This window comes from Dyella japonica (assembly GCF_040545895.1).
GTDB classification, from domain to species: Bacteria; Pseudomonadota; Gammaproteobacteria; order Xanthomonadales; family Rhodanobacteraceae; genus Dyella; species Dyella japonica_D.
In genome coordinates this window covers 132,259-147,822 of the sequence record NZ_JBEPMU010000002.1, presented here as the reverse complement: position 1 = coordinate 147,822, position 15,564 = coordinate 132,259, and the positions used below count along the sequence as shown (strand labels likewise).

The 15,564-nt window shown below is 62.7% G+C and carries 13 protein-coding genes; 8 read left to right on the top strand and 5 right to left on the bottom strand.

The features are described 5' to 3' along the window. Positions 1-13: 13 nt before the first annotated feature. A complete protein-coding gene (locus ABIC75_RS07415) occupies positions 14-1,336 on the bottom strand; it encodes a hemolysin family protein (protein ID WP_354013214.1) in 1,323 nt (440 codons plus the stop codon). Positions 1,337-1,482: 146 nt separating this feature from the next. Between ABIC75_RS07415 and ABIC75_RS07410 the strand changes: the two genes are divergently transcribed. Together ABIC75_RS07410 and ABIC75_RS07405 are read left to right on the top strand one after the other, a co-directional pair. After that, the gene (locus tag ABIC75_RS07410) at positions 1,483-2,112 is read left to right on the top strand and encodes a DUF47 domain-containing protein (protein ID WP_354013213.1); all 630 of its coding nucleotides are present in this window, start codon (positions 1,483-1,485) and stop codon (positions 2,110-2,112) included. Positions 2,113-2,191: 79 nt separating this feature from the next. Then, positions 2,192-3,313, top strand: coding sequence for an inorganic phosphate transporter (locus tag ABIC75_RS07405; RefSeq protein WP_354013212.1), 1,122 nt, complete (start codon positions 2,192-2,194; stop codon positions 3,311-3,313). 39 nt (positions 3,314-3,352) lie between these two features. On the opposite strand, the gene ABIC75_RS07400 is transcribed toward ABIC75_RS07405, so the two are convergent. After that, on the bottom strand, positions 3,353-3,757 hold the full coding sequence (locus ABIC75_RS07400; RefSeq protein ID WP_354013211.1) for a hypothetical protein: 405 nt from the start codon (positions 3,755-3,757) through the stop codon (positions 3,353-3,355). Between the two features lie 75 nt (positions 3,758-3,832). Here ABIC75_RS07400 and ABIC75_RS07395 point away from each other — a divergent pair, with 75 nt between their 5' ends. Further along, entirely contained in the window at positions 3,833-4,180 is a 348-nt protein-coding gene (locus ABIC75_RS07395; RefSeq protein WP_354013210.1) for an MGMT family protein, read from the top strand. 154 nt (positions 4,181-4,334) lie between these two features. On the opposite strand, the gene ABIC75_RS07390 is transcribed toward ABIC75_RS07395, so the two are convergent. Then, the gene (locus ABIC75_RS07390; RefSeq protein ID WP_354013209.1) at positions 4,335-7,211 is read right to left on the bottom strand and encodes a TonB-dependent receptor plug domain-containing protein; all 2,877 of its coding nucleotides are present in this window, start codon (positions 7,209-7,211) and stop codon (positions 4,335-4,337) included. A 278-nt stretch (positions 7,212-7,489) separates the two neighbouring features. Between ABIC75_RS07390 and recQ the strand changes: the two genes are divergently transcribed. Further along, entirely contained in the window at positions 7,490-9,304 is a 1,815-nt protein-coding gene (gene recQ / locus ABIC75_RS07385) for a DNA helicase RecQ (protein WP_354013208.1), read from the top strand. 200 nt (positions 9,305-9,504) lie between these two features. Here the strand turns inward: recQ and ABIC75_RS07380 are convergent, their stop codons facing one another. Next, positions 9,505-9,948 carry a hypothetical protein gene (locus ABIC75_RS07380; RefSeq protein WP_354013207.1) on the bottom strand — a complete coding sequence of 148 codons (444 nt, stop codon included), beginning with the start codon at positions 9,946-9,948 and terminating at the stop codon, positions 9,505-9,507. Between the two features lie 38 nt (positions 9,949-9,986). After that, positions 9,987-11,648, bottom strand: a complete 1,662-nt coding sequence (locus tag ABIC75_RS07375) for a M28 family metallopeptidase (RefSeq protein ID WP_354013206.1) — start codon at positions 11,646-11,648, stop codon at positions 9,987-9,989. Between the two features lie 293 nt (positions 11,649-11,941). On the opposite strand from ABIC75_RS07375, the gene ABIC75_RS07370 reads away from it, so the two are divergent. The 4 genes from ABIC75_RS07370 (at position 11,942) to ABIC75_RS07355 (ending at position 15,388) form a co-directional block, all read left to right on the top strand. Further along, complete coding sequence (locus tag ABIC75_RS07370; protein ID WP_019463885.1) at positions 11,942-12,337, top strand: HU family DNA-binding protein; 396 nt, start codon at positions 11,942-11,944, stop codon at positions 12,335-12,337. Between the two features lie 619 nt (positions 12,338-12,956). Beyond that, positions 12,957-13,385, top strand: a complete 429-nt coding sequence (locus ABIC75_RS07365; protein ID WP_354013205.1) for a phasin family protein — start codon at positions 12,957-12,959, stop codon at positions 13,383-13,385. Between the two features lie 500 nt (positions 13,386-13,885). After that, on the top strand, positions 13,886-14,635 hold the full coding sequence (locus tag ABIC75_RS07360; protein ID WP_354013204.1) for a DUF1045 domain-containing protein: 750 nt from the start codon (positions 13,886-13,888) through the stop codon (positions 14,633-14,635). A gap of 294 nt (positions 14,636-14,929) precedes the next feature. Continuing rightward, positions 14,930-15,388 (top strand): host attachment protein, encoded by a 459-nt coding sequence (locus tag ABIC75_RS07355; RefSeq protein ID WP_354013203.1) that lies wholly within the window; start codon positions 14,930-14,932, stop codon positions 15,386-15,388. Positions 15,389-15,564 lie beyond the last annotated feature (176 nt).

The following is a 15,564-nucleotide window of genomic DNA, read 5'->3' as shown; positions in this document are numbered from 1 at the left end:
AGAAACGGTTCGGTCAGAAGCCGTCTTCGTCCACGTCGATCTTCGGCAGTCGCGTGATCATCAATTTGTCGATGCGCGCACCATCCAGGTCCACCACTTCCACGCGGAAACCGCGCCATTCGAAAGTTTCCGCGGTGACCGGAATGTGCCCCAGCACGGCCATCACCATGCCGGCCGCGGTGCGGTATTCGTGTTCCTCTTCGCCGGGCAGCGCATCGACCTGCAGCAGCTCGCGCAGGTCGTCGGTGGAGAGCGAGCCATCGACCAGCCAGCTGTCGTCGCCGCGCGGCGTGATGAGCGGGCTTTCCTTCGTGTCGCTGCTGCCCAGCTGGGTGGCGCCCACGATGGCGGCCAGCAGGTCGTTGAGCGTCACCAGGCCCACGATGTCGCCGTATTCGTCGACGACCAGCGCCAGCTGCGTTTCGGCGTCGCGGAATTCCTCCAGCAAGTCGAGCGCGCGCGCGGTGGCCGGCACGTAGAGCGGTTTGGACAGCTGCCCGAAGATGTCGGGCTTGCCTTCGGCAAAACCGCGGAGCAAGCGCTTCACTTCGACCACGCCGAGGATGTCGCTCTCGTCCCCGCGATACACCGGGTAACGCGAATACGGCGTGGTGCGAAGGATTTCCGCGTTCTCTTCGTAACCTGCCGCCGAGTCCATCCAGACGATGCGCGTGCGCGGCGTCATCACGCTGTCCACCGTGCGGTCGCCCAGGCGCAGCACGCGATTGACCATGTTGTGTTCGTCGCGGTCCAGCACGCCGTGTTCGGCGCTTTCCGCCACCAGCAGGCGGATTTCCTCTTCCGTCGCCACGTCGCTGCCGCGTCCCTTGACGCGAAGCAGGCGCAGCAGGAATCCGCTGGAGAGGTTGAGCAGCCATACGAACGGCGCCGTCACGCGGGACAGCACCATCATCGGCATCGAGACGTAGCCGGAGATCAGCTCGGGCGCGGAAAGCGCCAGGCGCTTGGGCACCAGTTCGCCGATGACGATGTTGATGAAGGAAATCAGCACGAAACCCAACACCAGGCCGATGCCCTTGGCATAGGGCTCCATCCAGGCCGCCCACCCGCCATGGAGGTCGCTGGCAATGTGGTCTCCCAGCGCGTCGCCGGCGAGCGCGCCGGTGACCAGGATGACCATGGTCATGCCGACCTGGACGGTGGACAGGAACCGCTCCGGCGCCTCGACATTGCGCAGGGCCATCCGCGCGCGGCGGCTGTCGCGGGCCATCCCCTTCAGGCGGCTCTTGCGGGAGGCCACCAGGGCCATTTCCGACAAGGCGAAAAAGCCGTTGAAGAGGGACAGCAGAACGACGATGAGGATGTCGGTCAGCATGAGGGCCGCCGGCCGGGGGGAAGGTCGCGTTTGGACATGAGACGCAGTGTAAGGCCTAAGGGCCCTGTAGGGGCCTGATGCGGCTTGCTAGAAGGCTCCTGTAACATAAACGTCATTTTCCGCCCCGCACCCCAGGCAATAACCGCATGTTTTCATTGCAAACGATTTTCGGTAAAGGCGACAAGTTCTACGGTCTGCTCGAGCAGAGTGCCGAGGCTGCGCACGAAAGTGCCAAGGCCCTGCATGAACTTGTCACGCGCAAGGATCACGCTCCCGTGATGGCCGCCTTTGCCGCTGCGCGCCAGCGCGAGAAGGCGCTGGCGGGGAAGATCAGCGAGGAGCTGGTGAATACCTTCGTCACCGCGCTTGACCGCGAGGACATCGAGGCGCTCAACTCGGCGCTCTACAAGATTCCCAAGACCATCGAGAAGTTCGCCGAACGCTACGAGATCGTGGCCAGCCGCGTGACCGAGGTGGATTTCGCCGCTCGCGCGCTCGTGCTCGAACGCGCCACGGCCGTGGTGTCGGAAATGATCGGCGAGCTGCGCCGCGGCCTGCGCATCGACCCGGTGAAGAAGCTGCAGGACCGCCTGCAGACGCTGGAGTCGGAAGGCGACCGCATGCTGCTCTTGCCGTACCGCACGCTTTACGTGGAAGGCAACGACGCCATGCGCGCCATGCTGGCGAAGGACTTGTTCGAGCTGCTGGAGAAGGCCATCGACAAGTGCCGCGACGTGGGCAACACCGTGTATTCGATCGTGCTGAAGAATTCCTGAGGCACGACCTGATGACTTCCCTTTCTCTGAGCCGCCCGGTCACGTTCCGGGCCCTTGGCGTTGTGCGCGAGGTGCGTGCATGAGCATCGGGCTTGCTATTGCCGTGGTGCTCATCGCCCTGGCTTTCACGTACATCAACGGTTTCCACGACACCGCCAACTCCATCGCCACTGTGGTCGCAACCAAGGTGCTGACGCCGGGACAGGCGGTGATGATGGCGGCGATCACCAACCTGATCGGCGCGCTGTGGGGAACGGCGGTGGCCAAGACCATCGCCTCCGGCCTGATCGACACGCACGTGATCGATGCGGGGCCGCAGCTGCTCATCTGCGCGCTGCTGGCGGCGACCGTGTGGAATCTCATCACCTGGTGGTGGGGTTTGCCGTCCAGTTCCAGCCATGCGCTGGTGGGCGCGCTGGTGGGCTCGGCCATTGCGGCCTCCGGCAACAACTTCGCATCGGTGATCTGGATGCAGGGCGGCGCCCACTGGTGGGATGGCAAGGGTGTGGTTCCCAAGGTCATCGTGCCCATGGTCATTTCGCCCTTGCTGGGTTTCGTCATCGGCTTCCTGCTGATGGGAGCGCTCTACGCGTTGCTCAGCTGGTTCTCCAGTCGCACCGGTTTCCTGAGGCGTTTTGGCCGCACGCCGTTCGTCAACGCATTTTTCGGCAAAGCGCAGATCGTGTCGGCAAGCGCGATGGGCCTCGCCCACGGCATGAACGATGCGCAGAAGAGCATGGGCATCATCGCGCTCGCTCTTGCCGGTGCCACCACGGCCGGTCAGTTCGACGGCCTGCCTCAGTGGCTGGGTTTCCTGCGCATCCACGGCGGAGCTGACGGCGGCTTCAACGTGCCGGCGTGGGTGGCGGTGGTCTGTGCGCTCACCATGGCCGGCGGTACGGCTGGCGGCGGCTGGCGCATCATCAAGACGCTGGGCCACAAGATGGTGAAGCTGCATCCCATCAATGGCTTTGCCGCGGAAGGCAGTTCGGCGGCGGTGATTCTTACCGCGTCGGCGTTTGGCATTCCCGTGTCGACCACGCACAACGTCTCGGCATCCATCATGGGTGTGGGCGCGGCCAAACGCTGGAATGCCATTCGCTGGTCGGTGGTGGAACGCATGGTGTGGGCGTGGATTCTCACGCTGCCGATCACCGCGCTGCTCGCCTACGGCTTCGTGCGTCTCACCGCGCTTTTTTGACGCATCGCGTGGGAGCGCCGTTTGCGCGCTCCCGCTGGATCAGAGATCGTCGCCACCCGCGGCGACGATCCGCTCCAGCTGATCGCCCAGCTCACCCAATTCTTCGATCAGCCGCTTGAGTTCGACCGCATCGAGCAATTCATAGGGGCGGTTCTCACACAGATGCAGATACGGCGAGCCGTCCAAATCGGCCACGGCCAGGAAACCCTTGCGCTGCTCCCAGTTGAAGCGCAGGCAACGACGCGGATCGGCGCCCGCGAGCGGCCCCACAGGCGTGGATATGCGCAGGTAACGGCGGCCGGATTCGTCTTCCAGCTCGGCGAGATAGATCCCCTGGTGGCGCTCGTGCGGCAACGTCAGATCGAAGCTGATGAGATAGGGATCGTTGTGGCGCAGCTCGTGCATGCTGCCGATGTGGGAACGCACGGCTTCGAAATGGCGCATGGTGCGATCTCCTTGGCAGGCTGAAGCGGCCTCGGTACTGTGCCACGACCCGGTGTAAAGAGCCTGTTGAAGATCATGGACAAGCCCAAGAACGAGGCGCACGCACGCATCTTTGCTGCCATCGCAGCTATTCCGCGCGGGCGTGTGGCGAGCTACGGCGCCATCGCCGCCAGGGCAGGGCTGCCGGGTAGGGCAAGGCTGGTAGGACGCGCGTTGGGCGAAGTGCCCGATGGCATGGAGCTGCCCTGGTTCCGCGTGCTGCGCTCTAGCGGGCAGATTGCCTTTCCACCGGGCAGCAGGGGATTTCGCGAACAGAGCAAGCGATTGAAGGCGGAAGGCGTAGAAGTGAAGAACGGTCGCGTGCCGCTGGCGACGTTCGGTCTTGATGCGGATCTCGATCGGGCGTTGTGGGGTATGCCCTGAGAAGAATGCAAATCCGATAGGAAGTTTTCGGCTTGGCTGATCGGGCGAATTTGCCGGTATGTGTGCGAGAGCTGGATCGCTTTCAGCCACAGGCGGGCTTGCCGCAAAAAAAAGAACCGCGCGCACGAGCGCGCGGTTCCAGCTCTTCCAGACGTCAGAATCGCTGCGTGTACTTCAGATAGTAGAAACGCCCGATATCGAAGCCACCGTAGTACGCGAAGCTGCTGTTCGGCTTCGAATACATGATGGGGCCTTCCTTGGCGAACACATTGTTCGCACCCACTGAAATGACGCCCTTCCACGGCATGGTCCAGCGGAACTGCACGTCGTTGAAGGTGGTGGACCCCGTGTGACGCTGTGCCTGCGCGCCATTGAACGGATCGACGTGGTCGGGATCGTTGCACTCATCCGCCCATGAGCAACGCTCCGTCATGCCGGAGTAGTAACGCATGGTCCACGTCATGCCGAAGATGCCGCGCGTCCAGTCCAGCGTAAGATTGGAACGCGTGCGGAAGTTACCGCCGTAACCGGTGAGGGGCTGGACGATGGTCGCGGGGTTGTCGTCGGCCTTGATGTTGTTGTAGTCGACATAAGTGGTGTTCCAACGCACCGCGAATTTGTCGAGCGAACCGATACTGAAGCGATAGTTCACGCCAAAGTCGTAGCCAGCGGTCTTCTGCCAACCTTTGTTAGTCAGGCCATAGAACATGTTGGTGATCACGCCAGTGCTCGGATCACGCTTGAAACCCAAGCAACGCGATGAGATGCCTGCGACATAGCAATCATCGAGGATGTCCTGCACTTCGTCCTGAGCGACAACGTTCTTGATGTCGATCTTGTACCAGTCGAGCGAAACATCGAAGCCTTCGATGTAATGCGGGCTGTATATGAGCCCCAGCGTGCGGGTAGTGGCGGTTTCCGGCGTCAGGCCGGGATTGGAGCCGTTGGTGAAAACGTAGTTTGTAGGGCACGGGTAGGTGGTGCATGGCTGCGACGCCTGACCCAACTGCACGTAGTTTGCCGGGGTGGGCGCCTGACCACCGAAACCGGAAGTACAGCGAGCAGCAACAGCTGGGTTCTTGCTGGAGGAGCCTGCATGGGTATCGCAGGGATCGGTGTAGTTCTCGAAGCTGCTGCCGGTGCCGCCGTAAAGATCAGAGATGGTCGGTGCGCGGAAGCCCTGCGCCCAACTGCCTCGGACGAGCAGGTCGTCGATCGGCTTCCACTTGATGCTGGCCTTGCTGTTGGTCGTGGAGCCGAAGTTGTCGTAGTCCGAATAGCGCGTGGCGACGTCAAGGGAGAGCTCGCGTGCCATTGTCATGTCTTTCAAAAGCGGCACGTCAAATTCCAGGTAGGCCTCGTTCACTGAGTACTTGCCCTGGGTCGTGGTCGCTGCCAGGCCCGAGCTCAGGCCCGCCTGGTTGAAGGCGTCCGGCACGAAGCGGCCGTTTTCCTGGCGATGCTCCAAGCCTGCAGCGATGCCGATGTCACCCGCCGGCAGACCTGCGACGGTGCCGGCAATGTTCGCGGTGTAATCAGTCGTCGTGGTCTTGCCGGTGTCGTGGAATTCCGGGAACAGAAAGGCTTGCAGGTCCGGATCGGCCAGCGAGCCTGCACCGGCCTGGCCATAAGGCAACAACGGATTCCACGGTACGCAACCGGCAATCGGGTTGGCAGGAGTGCCGCAATGGATCTTTCCATCGGAGCCCTTATACGAAGGACCAACGGCTTGAGCGACGTTGAGCAGGTTGAAGTCGCCATGGCCGGTCTTGAGCATATTGTTGCGATTGGTCATCGCACCAACGTCCCAGTTCCAGGTGTGACCGCCCAGTTCGAAGAACCCTTCGAAGCCACCCGTCCAGCGATAGGTTTCCAGTTCATTGTCCGTGGTGCGGGGGACTTCCCAGCCGCGACGCGTGAAGTTGAACGTCTTGCCCAGCGGGTTGAAGTAGCTGTTTGCATCCATCGGCGTGTCAAATGCCGCCGCCTGGTACGGATAACCTGCGATCTGCTGGGTCGTGCTCCGCTTGTTGTAGAGGAAGTCCGACTTGAACGCGATGTTATCCAGCAAGTTGTACTTGCCTGCTACGAACAGCGAGGTGCGCTGTGAGCCGGTTTGAACCATCATTTCTTGATTCGAATTTGAATATTCGGCCGGCGTGATCGGATGGTAGTTGGCGATATAACGCGGATCGGCACCGCGATTGAGCGTGCAGGTGGCCTTGGTGCCACCTGGTCCGCAAGGGCCGCTGAAAGAGCCGTTCTGGCTGATGCCGCTCCAGCCTGCGGTGGGGTGGAACGGGCCTGACGGGTAGGCACTGAAATCGCGATCCTTCGCCCACACCGGATCTTCCTTGGTGTACTGCGCGCTCAACATGATCGATCCACGGTCGTTGGCGGTGCCTAGCGTGAAATCGTAAATCTGCTTCTTTCCGTCGCCTTGGTCGTACTGGCCAGCGTAGGCACTGGCCTCGGCGCCGGTGAAGTTGCTGCGGGTAATGACGTTTACCACGCCTGCGATCGCGTCCGAGCCGTAGATGGATGAGCCGCCATCCTTCAGCACTTCGATGCGATCGATGGCCGAAACGGGGATCTGATCAAGGTCCTGCAGGCCCGTGGTATTCGCACCAAGACGCTTGCCGTTCACCAGGACCAGCGTGCGATTGGGACCGATGTTGCGCAGATCGACATAATAGCCGCCGACGTCCTCGCCCGACGCCAATGCACTAGCGCGACTAATGGGCGGCGAGCCGACCTCAGTCAGGTTCTGCATGATGTCGGCGACCGACGTGAAACCCTGATTTTCGAGTTGCGTACGGCTGATGGTGAGGACGGGCTGCGCTGTTTCGACGTCCACGCGCGGAATGCGCGAGCCCGTCACGGTAACGGTTTCCAGGTTCTTGGCTGACGTCTGGTCTGGTTTGGCGGGAGACGACTCCTGCGCGAAGGCCGTACCGGTTGCCGCCAGCGCGCCGGTGGCGATGGTCAAGCGAATAGCCAACGCTAGCCCGCGTTGATTGAGTGATTTCATGATCTTCCCCGTTGTCGTAGTTATCAGATACCTCGAGCCCCGCTGGCCCTGACTGGTCTCCCGCGTGTGCAGGTTTTTGCCCTGGCAACACTCCAGTCGTGAGGTTTTTCGATAATGTTTTTTTTACTTCGGGGAGCCCATCGTTCCGGCTGCTATTTCCGTGTGGGCTTTTTCCCTGCCAGTGAGTAGGTCGATGGGTTAGTGCGTGTCCGTGCAAGTGGATTCGACAAGCTTGCTCAGGCGCATCACCATGCGCAGTCATTTGCTAGCATTTCCCGATGCCTCCCTCGCCCCTCGACATCCTTCACAGTGTTTTCGGCTACACCGAATTCCGCGGCCCGCAGCAGGCGATCGTCGATCAGTTGATCGAAGGGGGGGACGCGCTGGTGCTGATGCCTACCGGCGGCGGCAAGTCGCTCTGCTATCAGATTCCCGCCTTGGTGAGGCAGGGCACCGGCATCGTGGTGTCGCCGTTGATTGCGTTGATGCAGGATCAGGTGGACGCGCTGCGCGAAGCCGACGTTTCCGCGGCCTATCTCAATTCCAGCCTGGGTGCAGAAGATCAGCGCGAGGTGGAGCGCCGCTTGCTTGCCGGCGAGCTGAACCTTCTTTACGTCGCGCCGGAACGATTGTTGACGCCGCGTTTTCTCGGGTTGCTCGAGAGTACCGAAGTGGCGCTGTTTGCCATCGACGAAGCGCACTGCGTGTCGCAATGGGGCCACGATTTCCGCCCCGAGTATCGCGAGCTGGCGGTGCTGCACCAGCGCTTTCCGCAGATTCCGCGTATCGCGCTCACCGCCACGGCGGATCAGCGTACGCGCGATGAAATCGTCGAGCGGCTTGCGCTGCAGGACGCGCGTCAGTTCGTGTCGAGCTTTGACCGGCCGAACATCCGCTACCAGGTTGGCCTTCGTCACAATGCGCGTCGGCAGTTGATGGAATTCCTGGAGCGGCATCGCGGCGAAACAGGCATCGTCTACGCGCTCAGCCGGCGGAAAGTGGACGAAACGGCAACCTGGCTGACGGAAGCCGGCATCGAGGCGCTGCCCTATCACGCAGGGCTGGATGCCGCCACGCGCAATGCGAACCAGCGCCGTTTCCTGCGCGAGGATGGCGTGGTGATGGTGGCCACGGTGGCGTTTGGAATGGGTATCGACAAACCCGACGTGCGCTTCGTGGCGCATCTCGATCTGCCGCGCAGCATGGAAGGTTATTACCAGGAGACGGGTCGCGCGGGTCGCGACGGCCTGCCTTCCGATGCCTGGATGATTTATGGCCTGTCGGACGTGGTGACGATGAGTCAGATGATTGCGCAATCGGAATCGGCCGATGAGCGCAAACGCGTCGAACGCCAGAAGCTGGAATCGCAACTGGCGTATGCGGAGGCCACGCAATGCCGTCGCGAGCTGTTGCTTGCCGCGTTCGGCGAAACGTTCCATGGGCCATGCGGCCACTGCGACAACTGTATCGAGCCGCCCAAGACCTGGGACGCCACAGTGCCCGCGCAGAAGGCGCTTTCTGCCGTGTATCGCAGTGGCCAGCGCTTCGGTTCCGGGCATGTCATCAGCATCTTGCGCGGTGAGGACAGCACGCGCATGACGGACCTGGGCCACGATCGTCTTTCCACCTTCGGCATTGGCGCCGACATGGATGAAAAGCAGTGGCGCTCCGTCTTCCGCCAGTTGCTGGCGATGGGCCTGCTGGAAGCCGACGCCGAAGGTTTCGGCACGCTGCGTCTGAGCAAGGCCAGTCGCGAGGTGCTGGTGGGTAATCGCTCGGTTCGTCTGCGCGAAGACGCCACGCCGGCACGCGCGTCGCGTCGTCGTCGCGACAGCCAGTTGGTGACGGGCGGCAGTCTTGGCGTGGAGGCCTACGAGCAGCCGCTATGGGACGAGTTGCGCAAGTTGCGCACGCAGTTGGCGAAACAGCATGGCGTGCCGCCGTACGTGATCTTCCACGACGCGACCCTGCTGGCCATGCTGCGCGCCTTGCCGTCGAATGAAACGGAGCTGGCCTCGATCAGCGGTGTGGGCGAGGCAAAGCTCAAACGCTACGGGCGCGATTTTCTTGCGGTGATCAATGCGCAGGAGTGAGATGGAGGCAAGAGTGTGGCGGCCAGGGAGCCTGCTCAAGATGGCTCGCCAAGCTTCACTTCCCTCATCGTCATTCCCGCGAAAGCGGAAATCCAGCACCTTTATGCACCACCCTTATGCACCATTAGAAAGGCACTGGATTCCCGCTTTCGCGGGAATGACGGTGAGGGGTAGGGGTGCCGAGAGATCGTGAATAGGCTTCAGCCAGCCAGGCGCCAGCGCGTGCCATCGCTGGACACGCGCGAGTGCGCAAGCGCAAGTTCGGGGATATAGCGCCATTCGGCCAACTCACCAGGAAGTCGCGCTTGCGGGCAAGCGATGCGGATGGCGATGAGCGCGGCTTCGGCCGTTTCGTGGCGGCCGATTTCGTCGTCCTCGCACAGCACGCGCCATTGGCGACCGTGACGGATGATGCGGAACAGGCCGGATTTTGACGGGTAGACGTATTGCGCCAGCATAGGATTCGACGTTGGTGAGGACGGCGGATGGTGCGCAGCTTGCCTGCCGACGATGACTTCCCTGTGATTCCCGTCTGGCGCGGTTGTGACTGCCATGTTGCTGTTGTGTTTTGCCGTCATCTGAATCAGCGAGGCGTGAAAAACCTGTAGCCGGTGATGGGATCGGTTCACGAAAAAGGCCCGCATCGCTGCGGGCCTCTTCGTGGATCTTCTTGGAACAGTGATTACTTGCGCTGTGCTGCCGTGGTGTCGCGAGCGGCGCGGAATTCCGAATCCTTGCTCCAGTTCGGCCAGGTATCGGAGTTGGCCAGATCGCTGCCGAGCTTGTAGAGGATCTGTAGGTCACGCGCCATGCCGGTGAACGGCCAGTCGGCCTGCCATTCATCCGACGGCTGGTGATAGTGCTTGGCCACGTACTCGTCCTCGGCGGCCTTACCGGCAGCGACGCCGCCGTCCACCCAGTCATTGCCCGAACCGAACGACACCGCCGGCACGCCACGCTTGGCGAACGAGAAGTGATCGGAGCGGAAGAAGTGACCCGCTTCCGGCTTCGGATCGGCCGAGTAGACGAGGTTCCACTGCTTGGCCGTGGTGGTCAGTTCATCGAGCAGGTCGAGCTTGGCACTGCCGGAGATGGTGAAGTTGCGCGACGGACCGTGCGGATCGAGCGCGTCCATGTTGATGTCGGCCACGGTGGTGGCCAGCGGGTAGAGCGGCTTGGAGGCGTAGTACTCCGAGCCCAGCAGACCCTTTTCTTCGGCCGTGACGTTGAGGAACACCACGGAGCGTTCCGGCTTCGGCTCGCTCGCGAAGGCGCGTGCGAGTTCGATCAGCGCAGCGGTACCGGTGGCGTTGTCCACGGCGCCATTGTAGATCTTGTCGCCCTTCGCGTCGGGCGCGCCCACGCCCAGGTGGTCCCAGTGCGCGCTGTAGATCACCGTTTCGTTCGGGCGCTTGCTGCCCTCGATGCGGCCCACGATGTTGTGGGAGGTGATCACCTTGGAGTTGATCTTGTAGTTGGCCGAGAACGTCTCGTCCTTCAGCACGACCGGCTTGAAGTCGCGCGTCTGCGCCTGCTTCTTCAACGCTTCGAAATCGAGCCCGGCGGATTTGAACAGATCGACCGCGACATCACGCTGGATCCATGCCTCCACCGGCGTATGCGAGCTGGCGGGATGGTCGCGCACCACGTCGAACTGGGTGTTGGTATTGGAGTTGGCCACGGTCGCCCAGCCATAGGAGGCCGGTGCGGTTTCATGGACGATCAGCATGCCGGCGGCACCCTGGCGCGCGGCTTCTTCGTACTTGTAGGTCCAGCGGCCGTAATAGGTCATGGCCTTGCCGCCGAAGTCGCCCACGCCGGTTTCGAAGTCCGGGTCGTTGATCAGCACCACGGCGATCTTGCCCTTCAGGTCGACGCCCTTGAAGTCGTCCCAGTTGCGCTCCGGAGCCTTTACGCCGTAGCCCACGAACACCAGCGGCGCATCCTTGATCGACACGGCCTTGGAGCCGTCGAGCGCGGAACGCACGGCGATTTCCTTGCCCTGCGTCAGCGGCTCGTTCTTGCCGTTGACGTTGAAGGACAGCGACGGCGTGCCGGCGATGTCGGACTGCAACAGCGGTACGGCCTGCGTCCATTCGCGCTTGCCGTTCTTGAGGTCGCCGCCGGGCTGCACGCCGGCAGCCTTGAACTGGGCGACCACGTAATCGATGGTCTTGGTTTCGGCCGGCGTGGCGGGGCCGCGGCCCTCGAAGGTGTCGGAAGAAAGCGTCTTGACGTCCTCCGACAGACGGTGTGGATCGATGGTCGGTGTGGAGGGCGCATCGGCAGCGAACAGCGCCGACGTCACGGACAGGGCGAGCAGGGATAAGGCCAATCGCTTCATGGACAGCACCTAGCGTGGAAACGAACCTCGATAGTAGAGACGGCCGCCGTTGCCGGTCCATAGCCGCCTGACGTGGCGCCGTCGGCGAGTAGCGCGGGCAGGTCAGGAAAAGCCCTGAAAAACAGGCTTCCCGAGGGTGCGAACGTGACTTTCTTCACCCCCGCGAGGCCGATATCGAAAAAAAACCGCATTTTTTCCGTCCTGCAGCTTGGCGTGATGGGCTGGCATGCCATACATTCCGCATGCCGAGAGGCATTCAAACACCATCTCTATTGATCACCACGGGGAAATGTATGGCGAAGGCGCAAAAAGCAGCAGCAAAGAAGAAGGCCGCTCCGAAGGCAGCTCCGAAGGCCGCCAAGGCGGTTGTTCATAAGCCGATCAAGGAAGCACTGGGCAAGTCGGGCCTGGTCGCCCACATCGCTGAAGCCAGCGGCGTGGTGGCCAAGGACGTGCGCGCGGTGCTGGCCTCCCTCGAGGCTGCCGTGACCGGTTCGGTGCACAAGAAGGGCGCTGGCCACTTCACCATGCCGGGCCTGCTGAAGATCACCGCCGTCAACGTGCCGGCCAAGCCGAAGCGCAAGGGCATCAATCCCTTCACCAAGGAAGAGCAGTGGTTCGCTGCCAAGCCGGCCACGGTGAAGCTGAAGATCCGCGCGCTGAAGAAGCTCAAGGACGCCGCTCTCTGAGCGTAGCGCTTCAGTAGAGCATTCTCGTCAGGTGCGGCGTTCGCGTCGCACCTGACATCTTCGGAAGTGATGCATCGCCCGCGCCCTGTCGCCGGCCACTTCCCGCCGACTGCACTCCTGCTTGTCGGTATCGATCACCCGATCTATCTGCGGATCCAACGCGGCAAGCTCATGTTCTTGCCGGCGGGGTTGTCCGTGTTGACCATCTCCACGCCTTCCTTGAAATCCGCGTCATGCAGGTGGGTATAACCCTGCGTGGATTGCCGCGCGAATGCCGGCCTCGCTCATTCGAGGCACCTGTTTGTCTGGAGCGGCGGAACAATCCGTGGCCATCGTGATCATCAAGGCCACCTTCTTCATGGATGCGCCTTGACGGTGGGGTTGCATCCAAAACAACTTGCGGTGAGCACAGGGCGAGCCGACGGTTGAAGTGGAATGGCAGTGGTTGAGCAGCCGATCAAGGAAAGCGGGTTCATACATTTCGTTGAGGCGGTGGGGTTCATGCTCCCGTCGTGCGCCTGGTCCATAGTGGATGCAGGTGCCGTGGCGGCACCTGCGCATCGCCGCTGCCGGAGGGCGCTGCGGCGCGACCAAGAAGATCACCCACTGAGGGCATGACATGGCTACCCCGAGCGATCTCCCGTTGAGCCTCTACAAGGCCAACACCGAGTTTCAGCTGCGCGTGAACAAGCTGGTGATGGAAAACTGGAAGAAGTGGCTTGAGCTGTCCACGCGCGCGATGGATGACGGCATCGCCGAACAGCAGGCGCGCGTGGAGCACCTGATCAAGGCACAGGATTGGGCAGCGCTCGCCTCCATGCCGGCCGACACGTTCTGGCGTCAGCTGCAGCAGCGTATGGGCGACGCCAGTGTCACCAACCAGATCGCCGCGAATGTGCAGGCGCATTTCGCCAAGGGCCTTCAGGATGCGGTGCAGACGTGGCAGCAGGACACCGCCCGCGCACTGGGCGGTGTGGGTGACATGAGCCTGTCCGAACCATGGAAGGACATTCTGTCGCCCTGGGGCAAGTTTCATCCGACGACCTGACGCCAGCGCCAGCGACACCCGGTGAACGGGCCCGAGTGTCGTCAGGTCGCTTGCTCGCCGTGGCGTCGCCCGTATCCCCTCCCGTGTACAAGCCGCCTCGTTCTGCCGACTCCATCGCGTTACCGAGGCGGCGCTCGTGATCAACTTCGCCGCTGCCGGCGGTGTCGGGGCGTGGCGCGTGGGGATGCGCGATGCCGGCCAACCTCGTCGGCAAGGGCAAGCGGCAGGCCGCGCGATTGGATGGACCGCCCAGCTTCCCCGTCTTGTCACATAGGTTTAGTTAGCTAGAGAGCGCGGCGTCCTCGGGGCGCCGCCTGCTGGCGGTGAATCCCTACCGCCAGGACAAGGTTCAGCGCAGGGGGATGGGTGGAGCGAGGACTGGGCATGGCTCTTCGGGGCCGGGCCGGCCATGTGCCGGCGAACGACAGAGTCGATGTGCGTTTCATGCGCGATGGATATCGCGCGTGGCGTAGTGCGTATTTGCAGGCCCTGTCCGCGGCATGCCGATTCCTTGCGCTTGCAGGGTGCGCGCCGGCGCGGTGGCCGGTGCGCCCGCCACGGACATCGACGGCCCTGCACTGATGCGCTACGCGATCTACTTCTGCCCAGCGCCCGCGAGTGCGCTCGCTTCGCTGGGCCGCGATTGGCTGAGCACTGACCTCGCTGCCAATGGCATTCCCGGCATTGGGCTCAGTCGTTGGAATGCGATGTTGGCCGATGTCCGCCGCTATGGCTGGCACGCCACGCTGCGATCGCCGTTCACGCTGTCGCCAGACGTCGACCTTGGCGATCTGCGTCAGGCGCTGGCTCTCGTCGCCAGGTCGCATGCACCGATCAACCTCACCCTGCGTTGTGCGCGGCTGGCCGGTTTTCCCGCGCTGCGCCCACTGGGCGACTGCAAGGCGGTGAATGCCCTGGCGGCCGCCTGCGTCGAAGCCATCGAACCCTTGCGCTTGCCGCTGGCAGAGCACGATTTCCAGCGCCGCGCCCCCGGGCTCGACGCCATTGAAACCCACTATCTCGGACGTTACGGATACCCCTACGTGTTTGAACGCTACCGTTTCCACATGACGCTATCGGCGCCGGCTTCCGTCGAGGAAGAGCGGGCGCTGCAGCGCTGGCTCTCGCTGCGCGCATCGATGCTGCCCACGGCCCGTATCGATGCGTTGACCTTGTGCGTCGAGCAGTCGCCTGGCGCCGCCTTCGAACCGCTCGAACGCATCGCCCTGCACAAGGCATCGGTTGCCTGATCGCGACATGTCCGTCTCCATAAATGCACGCCGGCGGGCGGTGCTTTGCCCATCCATCCTTCGGTGGGTGGGACGTGCTCCAGCGCTGTTCGCCCTGCCTGCGCCACGCCGCGATTGCCACGTGCCGTTGCCATGGCGATGACGATGCGCAGCCATTGCCAGGGCTCACGTTGGCTTGACGCGTACGAGGGGATTCTGCAAGTCCCACGACGGTGTCGACGACGCTCGGTACCCTCGCCAAGGGCACGGCTTCGGCCGTCCGGCATTCCTGGTGAAATCTCCTGGGAGCGCGTCATGAACAAGACGGTGTGGATTGTGGTCGCCAATCGCGGCGTAGCCCGGTTGTTCCAGGCTCGGCAACCCACGGGTCCGTTGGAGGAACTGGATGCCTTCATCCATCCCGAGGCGAGGCTTCATGAGCAGGACCTGGTCTCCGATCGCCCGGGGCGGGGCTTTGACCGGGTCGGTCCCGGAGGCCACGCCGAGGAGCCCGACACCACCATGGTCGAGCAGGAAACCGGCAACTTTGCCCTGGAGCTTTCCCGGTTTCTGCTGAAAGGCCGCACGGATGGCCGGTTCGACGGCCTGATGCTGATCGCCGCCCCCGCATTCCTGGGTTCGCTGCGGGATCGGTTGGACGGCCCCACGCGAGGCAGGATCATGCTCGAAGTGGCCAAGAACCTGGTGCATCTGGATGCCGCCGCCGTGCGCAATTACCTGCCGGACCGGCTCTATTCCGCCGTGGGTGCCTGACCCTCTGTTGTTGCCGGACGGGGAGGCAAAAAAGTGCGTTGGCCGCTACATGCTCCGCTTCCAGCCCGCCCCGCGCGAGCGCCGCGACTTTCATGACTCGATGCCGAAATGTTTGACGTGGCGCACATTTGCAACAACTGGGTGCGCTAGGATAGTGCGGTTAAAACGCGGGGGCG

Bases quoted from the DNA above. Each gene is read 5' to 3' on its own strand.
- ABIC75_RS07415 (WP_354013214.1), bottom strand. From the start codon at position 1,336: ATGCTGACCGACATCCTCATCGTCGTTCTGCTGTCCCTCTTCAACGGC.
- ABIC75_RS07410 (WP_354013213.1), top strand. From the start codon at position 1,483: ATGTTTTCATTGCAAACGATTTTCGGTAAAGGCGACAAGTTCTACGGT.
- ABIC75_RS07405 (WP_354013212.1), top strand. From the start codon at position 2,192: ATGAGCATCGGGCTTGCTATTGCCGTGGTGCTCATCGCCCTGGCTTTC.
- ABIC75_RS07400 (WP_354013211.1), bottom strand. From the start codon at position 3,757: ATGCGCCATTTCGAAGCCGTGCGTTCCCACATCGGCAGCATGCACGAG.
- ABIC75_RS07395 (WP_354013210.1), top strand. From the start codon at position 3,833: ATGGACAAGCCCAAGAACGAGGCGCACGCACGCATCTTTGCTGCCATC.
- ABIC75_RS07390 (WP_354013209.1), bottom strand. From the start codon at position 7,211: ATGAAATCACTCAATCAACGCGGGCTAGCGTTGGCTATTCGCTTGACC.
- recQ (WP_354013208.1), top strand. From the start codon at position 7,490: ATGCCTCCCTCGCCCCTCGACATCCTTCACAGTGTTTTCGGCTACACC.
- ABIC75_RS07380 (WP_354013207.1), bottom strand. From the start codon at position 9,948: ATGCGGGCCTTTTTCGTGAACCGATCCCATCACCGGCTACAGGTTTTT.
- ABIC75_RS07375 (WP_354013206.1), bottom strand. From the start codon at position 11,648: ATGAAGCGATTGGCCTTATCCCTGCTCGCCCTGTCCGTGACGTCGGCG.
- ABIC75_RS07370 (WP_019463885.1), top strand. From the start codon at position 11,942: ATGGCGAAGGCGCAAAAAGCAGCAGCAAAGAAGAAGGCCGCTCCGAAG.
- ABIC75_RS07365 (WP_354013205.1), top strand. From the start codon at position 12,957: ATGGCTACCCCGAGCGATCTCCCGTTGAGCCTCTACAAGGCCAACACC.
- ABIC75_RS07360 (WP_354013204.1), top strand. From the start codon at position 13,886: ATGCCGATTCCTTGCGCTTGCAGGGTGCGCGCCGGCGCGGTGGCCGGT.
- ABIC75_RS07355 (WP_354013203.1), top strand. From the start codon at position 14,930: ATGAACAAGACGGTGTGGATTGTGGTCGCCAATCGCGGCGTAGCCCGG.